The sequence below is a fragment of the Pseudomonas sp. SGAir0191 genome (assembly GCF_002812565.2).
In the GTDB taxonomy this organism is placed as follows: domain Bacteria; phylum Pseudomonadota; class Gammaproteobacteria; order Pseudomonadales; family Pseudomonadaceae; genus Aquipseudomonas; species Aquipseudomonas parafulva_B.
The window spans coordinates 2,156,670-2,169,133 of record NZ_CP025035.2 but is presented as its reverse complement, the minus strand read 5'-3'; the positions used below and the strand labels follow the sequence as shown (position 1 = coordinate 2,169,133).

Sequence of the window (12,464 nt, the reverse complement as noted above, 5' to 3'; positions counted from 1 at the left end):
CCACATGTCTGAAAGCAACTCAGTGTCACCGAAAACTTTGCCACATTGGGCGGCACGGGCCACCGCGCGTCAATGGCAGGCCCTCAAGCACTCGCAACAACCCCCTTGGGAAACCCAAGACTGGTTCTGCAATGCCCCACCGGATCTGAGGGAAACCGTTGCCGCCAGTCATCGGCGATTGGTCAGCGCGCAGGCAGCGCTGGGTCGAGCGATGCGCGGTCTGGAACAAGTTGCAGAATTCGCAGAGCGTGCCGTGCAGCAGGGCTTGCAGGCGCAAGGTTTGAATGTGGACTTGAAAGCCTGCGAGTTGCTGCGCGTCGAGCAAACCTGGCAATGGGTCGGCCTGCGCTATGTCTATAGCCACCAACGGGAAAACATCGTAAGGACTGCACTGCAGAACTTTGCCGAGGATGAAGTTTTCTCTTCCCAGAGTGCAATCGCCCTGAGCAAGGATATTCACATCACGCCCGTCACGGTGACAGGCACCGCGCCGATTGGCATGCAAGTGCCGAATGCACAATTTCCCATTGACTCGGAGCGCTACCAAGTAACTCCGTTGCCCCTCACGCCAGCCGCTTTCGCCGTCATGATGCGAGCGCTGGATTTGGGAAGTGCCTACCAGGCTCATCTGCAAAGGTATTTCGACAGCCCGGCGGTAAAAACGCACATGTTGCAGGTGTTCAAAGCTCGCCTGCAGATGGCGGCGGATCTGGCCGTGCTTAGGCACTTGATCAGCGGCAGCGCCCGCGATGACCTTGACCGCCTGTTGCAGGGCGAGCCTTTGCCATGCTGGCGGCTGAGCCTGTTCGGCACCGTCCTGTACGAAGTCATGCTGATCGACCTGGGCCAGGCCGGTCTAGGTGTGTACCTGCCCAGCCACGAGCCTGCGTTGCGCAGCTGCAAGGACCTCGCAGCCGTGCATGAAGCGCTGGTCATCTTGCTGCTCGAGCCAGCAGCGCGTGAAGCGTTTGCAGGATATGTAGCCCAAGACCAACGCGGCCACTTCTTCGATATGCTCCAGCAAAACCTGGACGCGACTGGCAATACCCCAATCGATAGCCCCTGGGAACGCGGCGTGGACGCTGACCTGCGCCCGGCCCGTCAAGCCATCGAGGGGGACCCATTTAGCGACTGCTATGCCCGGCACTGGGCACGTCTGCAGCACGAAGCCAGTCTGCTTGCCGTTCCCACCGCACAGTTTGACGCCAACGCCAGGGCCCAACGTCTGGCGACGTGGGAAGGTCGCGGCTGGGACCTGCTCAACATCGCCAGCTTTTTCGTACCTGCGGTGGGCACCTTCATGTTGGCCGTCACTGCTTGCCAGCTCCTGGACGAAGCGTTCGAAGGTTATGAAGCCTGGGAAGCCGGCGATCGTCATCTGGCGCTAGAGCACATCGAATCGGTTGGGATCAACCTTGCGTTGCTAGGCGGTTTCGCCGCAGCAGGACACGCGTTGCCACGACTGTTCGGCAAACTGCGCGGTAAGGCGCTGCAAGAGGTACGTGGCAGCGATGGCACATTCAGGCTCTGGAACCAGGACTTGGCCCCCTACCGTTCCAATGAAGCGCTGCCAACGCAGTTGCGGCCCAACGCGCTGGGCCAGTACCTGCATGACGGCCGGTACTTCATCAAGATGGACGGACACCTCTATGAGCAGCGGCTGGAGCCTTCACTGTCGCGTTGGCAGATCGTCCACCCCGAGCGGGCAGATGCCTGGCAGCCACCCCTTGAGCACAATGGTCAAGGCGCCTGGCGCGCCCAGCACGAGCAGCCAGGCGATTGGCCGCTGGCAACGCTGGTAAAGCGCCTGGGTGAGCCGTTCGAGGCATTTACAGCAGAGCACATCCAGCAAGCGTGCGATGTGACTGGCATTGACGCCGACAGCCTGCGAGACCTGCACCTTCGCGGGCAACCGGCGCCGCCGTTGCTGCTGGATGTTCTGCAACGGCTGCGCATTAGCGCCGAATGCCCTTCGATGAACGCACAAGACGCGTCGCAGTGGTTCGAGCAGCGCTACAGCCCAAGCATGTCGCACGCCCCTGGCGTGGACCGCTTGCTATCGACCTACCCGCGCCTCACGCCGCCGTTGGCCAGGCAACTGCTGGGCCGGTTGGAGGCTGGCCAAGCGCTGGTCTGGGAGCAGGAAGGGGCACTGCCTGCCAGCATTCGCCAGTCGGTCGAACAGGTGCACAGCGAGCTACCCCTGGTGCGGGCGCTGGAGGGGCTGGTCCAGCCGGCGCTGGCCAATGCCGACACCCAGCGTCTGCTATTCAGCGCGCTTGATGCCATGCCGGACTGGGCCGCCGATATACGTCTGGAATTGCGCGCCGGTAACCCTGACGGCCCGATCCTGGCTCATACCGGCGTAGGTCAGCTCGTTCGTGTGATCAAATCAAGCCAGGGCTATGAAGGATTCCTTGGAGAGCGTCCTGCGCCCGGGGTGGTGAGTATCGATATTTGCCAGGCCATCGAACAGGCACTGCCTCGCGGCCGTCGCGAACTGCTGGGTATCGAACATACGGATGGCGCCCATCTTCGCCACCGGGTGATGACATGGGCCAAGGCAAACCGTGCCAACCTCGCACCCAGGCTTTATGGGCAGCGCAGCCAGCGCCTGGCCACACGAGGCTGGTTGCGTGGCGGGCAGCCGCTTGAGCCACTGCCGGCAGCGCCACGCCAGACCAGCTCATTGAGCGCAGCCTACCGGCGTCTTTATCCCACTGCGACCGACGCAGAGTTTGCCGACTGGCTCAATGAAGGGGAGGACGAGGACAACCTGCATGACATAAGCACTCCCACCCAGCGCCTGCGCGACCTGCAAGCCCGTCTTGAGAACTTGCGCCGTGATCTGGCCCAATGGGCCGCCCCCAACCCCCTGCGCCCACATCAGCGCCACCTTGCCGTGCGCCCTGTCATCAACGCCTGGCGACGGGTCTCGCGCACGGTGCTCGATGGCGGCGGTCGTCTATACAGCCTCGAACTCTCCGAGCTGGACCTGACGCATGAAGACTTGGCCAGCTTGCCCCTGACCGATGATTTCAATCACATCGAGCACCTGTCTCTGCGCGGGAACCCCGCACTCAGCCAGCTGCCTGCGGCCTTCCACCAGCGGTTCCCGAATCTCAGGCGGTTACTGCTCGGCGATTGCCGCTTCGACCACCTGCCTCGCCTGGCCTTCGGCCAGCGCCTGCGTTGGCTGGACGTGGACCGCAACCGCATCACGTGGGACGCTACGGACCAGACCACCCTACAACGGTACCCCGGTCTGGCTGTACTCGATCTGAGTGAAAATCCGCTGCTGGTGGCACCCGACCTGCGCCTGCATCCCGGTATCAGATCGCTTTTCCTGTCGGGATGCTCGCTGACCGAGTTGCCACAGGGGTTAGCGCAATTGACGGAGCCGCTCACCGTCGACCTGACGGATAACCAGTTCGTGCAGCTACCCGACGGCTTCGCCCTGCCCGTTCAGGTAGCCGACCCGCTGTCTATGGAAAGCAGATGGCTGGCAGGGCCGATACTGAGCCAGATCGAAGCGTACAACGAAATCCACGACGTGGACCTGTTGGTGAATGAGGCCGACTACACCGACTTCTTCGAACAGGCCGGCCCAGCTGAATTTGCGCTGTGGCGCCGCTTGCCATTGCAATACCGGCGCGACCTCAGGGCGCTGCTGGAGGCTGAGCCGTTCCTCACCTACCCCGAGCGAGCGCGCCGGGAGTTCTGGCGCCGGTTGGCCGTGATCGATAATGCAGGGCCAGGCCGGCAAGCCTTGTTGGAACAACCTGCAGAGGGTCTATTCGAGCTCGACCTGTGACACCATGATCACGCGCCGGGCGACCGGCGCACTGCTAAAGCGCTTGCTGTGCGCTGGTATTCTGACCGTGTCAGGCGCATGCTCGTCGCTGAACCGTTTCACTGTGCTAGACCCTTCTCGGCCACTGTGAGGTGCAGTTTCATGGAATCCTTGCTCGACAACCTTTACCCCAACGTCGCCGACGTACCGCAAGCGTGGCAACTGGGAGCTCCGCTTGAACAACGTGACTACCTTGTGGGCGGTGAACTGCGCCATTGGGACGGGCCGTTGGCTACAGTCCGTAGCCCCGTTTGGCTCAAGGACAACGGCCAGGAGCAACAAGTGGTGCTGGGCCATGCTCCGCTGCTCGACGCCGACACGGCCATGACCGCACTGGACGCTGCAGTTCAAGCCTATGACAAGGGGCGCGGAGCATGGCCGAACATGCGGGTGGCAGAGCGCATTGGCCATGTGGAAGCGTTCCTGGCGCGCATGCGCGAGCAGCGTCAGGCCGTGGTCAAGCTACTGATGTGGGAAATCGGCAAGAACCTCGCGGATTCGGAAAAGGAATTCGACCGCACCTGCGACTACATCAATGAAACCATCAATGCCCTGAAGGACCTGGACAGACGCTCCAGCCGCTTCGAGCTCGAACAGGGCACCCTGGGCCAGATACGCCGCGCGCCTTTGGGCGTGGCGCTGTGCATGGGTCCGTACAACTACCCCCTCAACGAAACCTTCACCACCCTGATTCCGGCCTTGATCATGGGCAACACCGTGGTGTTCAAGCCCGCCAAGTTTGGCGTGCTGCTGATCCGCCCGCTGCTCGAAGCCTTCCGCGACAGCTTCCCGCCTGGTGTCATCAATGTCATCTACGGCAAGGGCCGCGAGACCGTCAGCGCAGTGATGGCCAGCGGCAAGGTCGACGTCTTCGCCTTCATCGGCACCCACAAGGCTGCCAGCGATCTCAAGAAGCTGCACCCACGGCCACATCGGCTGCGCGCGGCACTGGGCCTGGATGCGAAGAACCCCGGCATCGTGCTGCCCCAGGTGGATCTGGACAACGCCGTCGAGCAGGCCCTGACCGGCGCGTTGTCGTTCAACGGCCAGCGTTGCACGGCGCTCAAGATTCTGTTCGTCCATGAAGATGTGGTCGATGCATTTCTCGACAAGTTCACGCGCAAGCTCACCACACTCAAGCCGGGCATGCCCTGGGAGGCTGGCGTGGCCCTGACACCGCTGCCCGAACCCGGCAAGATCGATTACCTGGACGGCCTGGTGCACGATGCGACCGACAAGGGAGCACGGGTGATCAACGAACACGGGGGACGCAGCCGGGGTTCGTTCTTCTATCCAGCCCTGCTGTATCCGGTGTCGGCGCAGATGCGCGTGTACCAGGAAGAACAGTTCGGGCCGGTTGTGCCGATCGTCCCTTACCGCGATCTGCAGACGGTCATCGACTACGTTCTGGACTCGGACTATGGCCAGCAGCTGAGCCTGTTCGGCAACGATCCTGCCACCGTCGGCAGCCTGATCGACATCTTCGCCAACCAGGTCGGTCGCATCAACATCAATACCCAATGCCAGCGAGGCCCGGACACCTATCCGTTCAATGGCCGCAAGAACAGCGCCGAGGGTACTCTTTCGGTGCACGATGCCTTGAGGGTCTTTTCCATACGCACCCTGGTGGCCACGCGCTTTGAGGACGACAACAAGGCCTTGTTCAGTGACATCATCCGCAATCGGCGGTCGAGTTTCCTGACCACCGACTACATCTTCTGACGGTTGAAAGCGGCACCGCTTTGCTGGAAGCTTGAAGCTCATAGCACGGAGCCGCTCAATGCGTATCATCGACAAGACCGCCGCCCAGGTGCGCAGCCTGACGCCCGCCGAAGACGCGCTGCTGGTGGACTTTGCCACCGGCGGCTTGACCGGGCCCCGCCTGCTGCAGGCCAACCAGATGCTGATGAAGGTGCGCAACGCTAACCAGTGGCTGGCCTGCGATTGCCGCACCGATGCCCTGCCTGTGCTCAATGTCACCCTCAATGGCAACACCGGTACGTTGTTTCTCAAGAACAACCCTGGCACGGCCGAACATGCCCCAGGCTGCCCCTTTACCAAGGATGAACAGGAAGCGGCCGAGCGTGCACAGGCACCTGTCCAGCCGGTGGCCTGGCTGCCCCCCGATACGCCGTTGCGGCTGATCGGCGATTTTCGCACGGGCGCAAGCACAAGCACTAACGGGACAGGTGAGCGCCGCGAACAACAGCGGTTGCTGGCCTTGTTGCTGACGTGGATCGAGACCAGCGGCCTGAACCTTTACGCCACGCATTTGAAGCAGGACCTGACCGGGCAATTCGCTCAACTGCGTGCTGTGGCCAGTCGCTATCCGCTGGTGGAACGGGTACCGGCCAGCAACTACCTGGAAACGCGCCTGGACATGAAGCACATGATGATGCTCAAGGCGCGTCTGCGTGAGGCCACGATCTTTGGCAACCACCGGCGTCATGGGCTACTGCTCGACTGCATCGACCAGATCAAGGGCCGCAAGGTCTTTCACTACCGAAGCGAAGACGGTTTCGATTTCCAGGGCCACCATCTGTACTGGGGTGGTCAGCGCACCTGCGGCCCGCTGCTGACGCTGGCACTCTATTCACCTACGACTCCCGGCAGTCACTTCTTTGAGCTGATCCACGTGGCCAGCGTACCGGTGCTGTCGCGGGGCCATCTGTTTCCGGTCTATCGCGATGAAGAACGCGAACCGCTCAAGGCACTGGTATCGCTGGTGGACTGGATGGCCAGCAAGGGCGTCAAGGTGCAGATGCGCCGCCCGGTGGTTGGCGGGCAGCTCATGGATGAACTGGTGATGACGTCCGACCAAGACCGTGTTCTGTCCATATCGCTGCTTGAACAACCCATCGGGCCCGAGCCGGATACCGAGAACTTCAAACGGTATGCCGACTTCAAGAGCCCTGAAACCTTCCGCAAGTTCGTGGCCGGTTTCTTCATGCGCGAGCGATGAACCGCCGCCTCAGCCGAGGAACAGCCGATAAGCCGGGTTATCCGTTTCGTCCCAGTAGCGATAATCCATCTGGTCGAGCGCCACGAATAACCCGGCACGCTCATCGGCAGGCACTTGCAGCGCAGCGAACACCCGCGCATGGGCTGCACCGTGGTTGCGGTAATGGAACAGGCTGATGTTCCAGCGCTGGCCCAGGCGCTCTAGAAACGCCAGCAATGCCCCGGGGCGCTCTGGAAACTCGTAACGCAGCACCTGCTCGTGACTGCCAGGCGCCAAAGGCCCACCCACGGTGTGGCGCACGTGCAGCTTGGCCAGTTCATTGTCAGTCAGGTCCACAACGTCATAGCCTTGTGCTTTTAAACCGCTCAACAGCTGATCGCGCGGGTCCTGCACGGGGTGCGTCTGCATTCCAACAAACAGACGCGCAGGTTTGCCCGGCTGGCAGCGGTAGTTGAATTCCGTGATCTGGCGCTTGCCCAATGCTTGGCAGAACGCCCGGAAGCTACCGGGCTGATCAGGGATGGTCACCGCAATCACCGCTTCGCGTTGTTCACCCAGTTCGGCGCGCTCTGCCACATGCCTCAACCGATCGAAGTTGATGTTGGCTCCTGAATCGATAGCCACCAGTGTCTGCCCGCCAATACCCTCGCGGTCCACGTACTGCTTCATGCCGGCAACTGCCAGAGCGCCCGACGGCTCGGTGATCGAGCGGGTGTCATCGTAGATGTCCTTGATCGCGGCACACAGCGCGTCGCTGCTGACCGTCAGCACCTCGTCCACAAAATGCTGGCATAGCTCGAAGCAGTGGGCGCCCACCTGGGCCACGGCCACACCATCGGCGAAGGTGCCCACATGCGGGAGCACCACTCGCTCGCCAGCTTGCAGGGCGGCCTGCAGGCAGTTGGCATCTTCCGGTTCTACCCCGATCAGCTTGACTTCGGGGCGCAGGTATTTGATATAGGCTGCGATTCCGGCAATCAAGCCACCCCCGCCAACCGGCACGAAAACGGCATGCAGCGGCCCAGGGCACTGCCGAAGAATCTCCATGCCGACCGTGCCTTGACCCGCGATCACATCCGGGTCATCGAAAGGTGGCACGAATGTGGCTCCTTCCAGGTCGGCCAGCTTCAAGGCATGGGCCAGGGCATGGGGGAAGCTGTCACCGTGCAGCACCACCCGTCCCCCGCGGGCGCGCACGCCCTGTACTTTGAGCGAAGGCGTCGTGGACGGCATGACGATCGTGGCCGTCATGCCCAGGTGCGCGGCGGCCATGGCCACGCCCTGAGCGTGATTGCCCGCCGAAGCGGTCACTACGCCGGCCTGACGCTGGCGGGTTGTCAACCTCGATAGTCGCGTGTACGCCCCACGGATCTTGAACGAGAATGTGGGTTGCAGGTCTTCGCGTTTGAGCAGTACCCGATTACCCAGCCTGTCGGACAACCCTGCGGCCTCTTGCAGCGGCGTTTCGATGGCCAGGTCATAGACGGGCGCGGCCAAGATACGCCGAACCTGCTCGGACAGCAGTTGCTGAGGGGTGATTGCTCGCGGGGCGGAACACAGGTTGGACATCGTCGACTCCTTGGCCGGTTAACGGTGCCCAGGAGTCAGATGAAAAAAACCCGCCTCCAGGGCGGGTTCGGTGCATGCTCGCGCTAGCCCGCCAATCCAATGATGGCGGTAATAATGCTGGCGAAGGCAGGCTGATAGCGGTTCATGCGCCGAACGGTAGCCCGAGGGCTGGCCGCACGTCAACACTTGGCCTGCTGCGCCGACAACGGCACGTCGAAAACCTTGTCGAAGCCCCACTGGAACACGAAGGCGTAGACGAAGAAAAAGGCGAACAGGGCCAGATTGGTCAAAAGCGCTGCCAGCAGGCTGACTTGCAACCAATAAGCCACCAGCGGCAGCAGTATCACCACCAGGCCACCCTCGAAGCCAAGCGCATGCAGCAAGCGGCGCAAGAGCGTGCGCTTGCGCTGAGGCTGGCGCGCCTCCCAGCGCTCGAACACCCAGTTGTAGAGCATGTTCCAGCTCATGGCGACGCCTGACATCAGTACCGACAGCACGGTTGACTGCGCCATCCCCGCCCCGAACGCCAGTTCCAGGGCGGGAGCGACGCACGCCACGGCGATGGCCTCGTAGAGAATGGCCTGGACGATCTTGCGGGCCTTGCCTTGCATGTTCAGCTCCCTGAATGACGACCCGACACGCTACAAGATCCCGCCGGTTAAAAGAAGAGGCTTACTATCAGGCATCAGGTCACCGTCCCGGCGGGCAAGCGAATACGGAACTGCGCTCCGCCCAATGGGGACTGGGCAACCGTCAAGGTCCCGCCCTGCCCCTCAATGGCCCGCCTGCTGATCGCCAACCCCAAGCCGAACCCACCCGTGCTGCGGTCACGGCTGCGGTCCAGGCGATAGAACGGCTGGAAGATTCGCTCACGCTCCTCGATGGGGATGCCAATGCCGTCATCCTCTACCGTCAGCAGGCATGCTCCGTCGGGCTCCAGGCGCAAGCGCAGCACCAGGCGCTGCTCGCAGTAGCGCATGGCATTGCGCACCAGGTTCTGCACCGCTCGGGCCGTCAGACGCGGATCGAGCACAAAGCGTGGCAACTCGGCGTCGGCATGCACCTCCCACTGGATGCCACGCCCGTCCAACTCCTCGGCAAAGCTGCCTAGCACGCTGTCCACCAGCTCGAGCAACGACACCTCCACCCGCTCGCGCGCCTGGTCGGCATTGTACAAACGGCTGTAAGACAGCAACTCCAACACCAGTTCGTCCAGCTCTCGCACATGCCCGACCAGCTCCAGCAAACGCTTGCGGCTGGCCGGCGGCACTTCGTCAAATAGCAGCACCAAACCGAAATCCAGGCGCGTCAGAGGCGTGCGCAGCTCGTGGGACACGGCATTGAGCAACTCGCGCTGCTGATTGACATGGCGTTCAAGGTCGCTTGCCATGGTGTCGAACACCCTGGCCAGTTCGCCAATGTTCGAATGCGCCGAGATATGCGTGCGTTCGGACATCTGCCCTTGGCCCAGGCGCCGGGCAGTTTCCTTCAAGCGCTCCAAGTCACGCCAGTGCGGCCATACCCAGAGCAACAGGCAACCGAGCATCGCGGCCCCGATCAACACCGTCACGCCCCAGGACAGGACGTTGATGTCCAAAGGATCGGGCGGCGAATCCAGGCGTACCAGCCAATGGCTGTCCAATGGCGCCAGCAGGGTTTCGTAGTAGCCCCATTGGGCCAGGCGCACTGCCGACTCCCCCTGTGCCAGTCGTGCGCGCTCCGTTTCATCCAAGCGGGCCTGGTCAATACGCAGCAGCTGTACCTGCAAGGGCGCGAAATCGTCGGCAAGCGCCTGTGCCACGGCAGGCCACTGGGACTGGGGCGCCTGGTGAAACTGACTCACGATCAGCGTCTGCACACCTTTGGTCTGGCTGAGGTTGTAGGCCATGAAGCGTTCCTGAAACAGCCCCACGATGGTGTCGGGTATGAACAGCAAGGCTCCGGCATAGGCCACGATGATCAGCAGATACAGCCGCACCAGGATCTTGAACATCGCGGCTTACTCCCACTCGACACGGCTGAACAGATAGCCTTTGCCCCAGACCGTCTTGATCTTGCGTGCTTCGCCTGCGTTGTCGTCGAACTTGCGACGCAGTTTGGAAATGGCCACGTCCACCGAACGGTCGGTGCCGTTGAACTCGATACCGCGCAGCTGTTGAAGAATGCGGTCGCGATTGAGCACCACCCCGGCATTGCGCGCCAGCACGACCAGCAGGTTGAATTCCCCGGCCGACAGGTCGACAGGCTCGCCGCGCCAGGTGACGGTGCGCTCGGCCAGGTCGATGCACAACCCACCCACCACGATCAGGTCATGGTCCAGCCTGGGTTCGTTACCGCTGCGGCGCAGCAAGGTGCGCACTCGTGCCAGCAACACCCGTGGCTCGCACGGCTTGGTGACGTAGTCGTCAGCACCCATTTCCAGCCCCAGCACCTGGTCATGGCTGTCATCGCGGGCGGTGAGCATCAGGATCGGCAGGCATTGGGACTGCTGACGCAATTGGCGACACACCTGCAGGCCGTCCAGGCCTGGGAGCATCAGGTCGAGAATCACCAGGTCGGGTTTGTCCCGGCGATATTCGTCCAGCACGCGGTCACCCCGGGCGATGACCCGGACCACGAATTCGTTGCGTTGCAGGTAACTGGCGATGAGCTCGGCCAGGGCGCTGTCGTCTTCGACCAGAAGTATAGTGGGCATGGGTCGCTTGGCAGGCAGATATAGGGACTTGCAGCACGCCGGCTCGGCATGGCCAGGTGAGCGCTGCGTTATAGTGGCCCAAGCTTATAGAAACATCACGGTGCACAACCCATCGCTTCACACTTTTTCACACTCCCCGTACAGCTGTTAACAGCCAACCATGACCCGGGTGCCGTAGCATAGCGCAGATCATCAGCGGAAGATCCCAATGTCCGACACACTCACTGTTACCCTGCGCCGCATGGCGCTTCTGGCGCTTGTAGGCTCGAGCCTTGGCGGCTGTAGCGCTAGCGACGAACCCGAACAGCAAGCCCCGGTCCCGCATGTGCGCGTCGAGACGCTGCAACTGCAACAGTTGGCCATTACCAGCGAGCTAAACGGCCGCATTCTGGCGCCGCGTACCGCTCAGGTACGGGCTCGGGTGGCCGGCGTGGTGCTCAAACGGGTCTACCGCGAAGGTAGCGACGTCAAGCAGGGCGATGTGTTGTTCCAGATCGATCCGGCACCCTTCAAGGCCGACCTGGACAGCGCTCAGGCGGCACTGGCCAGAGCCGACGCCACCCGTTATCAGGCTCGCCTGCAAGAGCAGCGATACCGCGAGTTGGTCAACGACAAGGCCGTCAGCGGCCAGGAATACGACAACGCCAAGGCCAGCCTGCTGCAAGCCAACGCAGCGGTGGCCGAGGCCAAGGCAGCCGTACAACGAGCCCTTCTGAACCTGGGATACGCCACCGTCACCGCCCCCATCGCTGGCCGCATTGGCCGCGCCCAGGTGACCGAAGGCGCATTGGTCGGGCAGAACGAAGCCACGCCGCTGGCGACCATCGAGCAACTGGACCCCATTCATGTCGACGTCACCCAGTCGACCCGTGAGATCACGGCGCTGCGCAAGGCCTTGCGTGCCGGCCAGCTTCAACGGGTCGACGCAGACCAGGCCAGTGTCACCTTGATCGAGGACGACGGCAGTGCCTACCCGCTGCCAGGCAAGCTGTTGTTTTCCGACATCCAGGTCGACCCTTCGACCAATCAGATCACCCTGCGCAGCGAGTTCCCCAACCCCAACCTCGACTTGCTGCCAGGCAGCTATGTGCGCGTGCGCCTGGCCCAGGCCGTGCAAGCGCAAGGCCTGAGTGTCCCGCAACGGGCGATCCTGCGTGACAGTGCAGGCGTGCCGAAGGTGCTGGTCGTGGATGCTCAGTCGCAAGTCAGCGAGCGGCAGGTGGTCCTAGGCAGCGTACAGGGCGACCGCTGGGTAGTACGCGACGGCCTGGCTGCCGGTGACCAGGTGGTGGTCGAAGGCCTGCAACATGCCAAGGCAGGCGAACGCGTGCAGATCGACCCCGCGCCCCAGGCCACCTCCGTCACCCAGCACACTGGCCAGTGAG

The 12,464-nt window shown here is 62.5% G+C and carries 8 protein-coding genes; 4 read left to right on the top strand and 4 right to left on the bottom strand.

Annotated features, from left to right (window positions below; translation table 11 throughout):
- The first annotated feature begins 4 nt into the window (after positions 1 to 4).
- The 3 genes from CWR53_RS09890 (at position 5) to CWR53_RS09880 (ending at position 6,815) form a co-directional block, all read left to right on the top strand.
- Positions 5 to 3,814 (top strand): dermonecrotic toxin domain-containing protein, encoded by a 3,810-nt coding sequence (locus CWR53_RS09890; protein ID WP_100851389.1) that lies wholly within the window; start codon positions 5 to 7, stop codon positions 3,812 to 3,814.
- Between the two features lie 141 nt (positions 3,815 to 3,955).
- Positions 3,956 to 5,575, top strand: coding sequence for an NADP-dependent glyceraldehyde-3-phosphate dehydrogenase (locus CWR53_RS09885; protein ID WP_100851388.1), 1,620 nt, complete (start codon positions 3,956 to 3,958; stop codon positions 5,573 to 5,575).
- 58 nt (positions 5,576 to 5,633) lie between these two features.
- On the top strand, positions 5,634 to 6,815 hold the full coding sequence (locus CWR53_RS09880) for a hypothetical protein (RefSeq protein ID WP_100851387.1): 1,182 nt from the start codon (positions 5,634 to 5,636) through the stop codon (positions 6,813 to 6,815).
- A 9-nt stretch (positions 6,816 to 6,824) separates the two neighbouring features.
- Here the strand turns inward: CWR53_RS09880 and ilvA are convergent, their stop codons facing one another.
- The 4 genes from ilvA to CWR53_RS09860 all read right to left on the bottom strand — a co-directional run bounded on the left by ilvA (position 6,825) and on the right by CWR53_RS09860 (position 11,079).
- Positions 6,825 to 8,384, bottom strand: coding sequence for a threonine ammonia-lyase, biosynthetic (ilvA, locus tag CWR53_RS09875; protein ID WP_100851386.1), 1,560 nt, complete (start codon positions 8,382 to 8,384; stop codon positions 6,825 to 6,827).
- Positions 8,385 to 8,563: 179 nt separating this feature from the next.
- Positions 8,564 to 8,995, bottom strand: coding sequence for a PACE efflux transporter (locus tag CWR53_RS09870; protein ID WP_023535716.1), 432 nt, complete (start codon positions 8,993 to 8,995; stop codon positions 8,564 to 8,566).
- A 74-nt stretch (positions 8,996 to 9,069) separates the two neighbouring features.
- Positions 9,070 to 10,377, bottom strand: coding sequence for an ATP-binding protein (locus CWR53_RS09865; RefSeq protein WP_100851385.1), 1,308 nt, complete (start codon positions 10,375 to 10,377; stop codon positions 9,070 to 9,072).
- 6 nt (positions 10,378 to 10,383) lie between these two features.
- Positions 10,384 to 11,079, bottom strand: a complete 696-nt coding sequence (locus CWR53_RS09860; RefSeq protein WP_100851384.1) for a response regulator — start codon at positions 11,077 to 11,079, stop codon at positions 10,384 to 10,386.
- Between the two features lie 208 nt (positions 11,080 to 11,287).
- Here CWR53_RS09860 and CWR53_RS09855 point away from each other — a divergent pair, with 208 nt between their 5' ends.
- Positions 11,288 to 12,463 (top strand): efflux RND transporter periplasmic adaptor subunit, encoded by a 1,176-nt coding sequence (locus tag CWR53_RS09855; protein ID WP_100851383.1) that lies wholly within the window; start codon positions 11,288 to 11,290, stop codon positions 12,461 to 12,463.
- Position 12,464 lies beyond the last annotated feature (1 nt).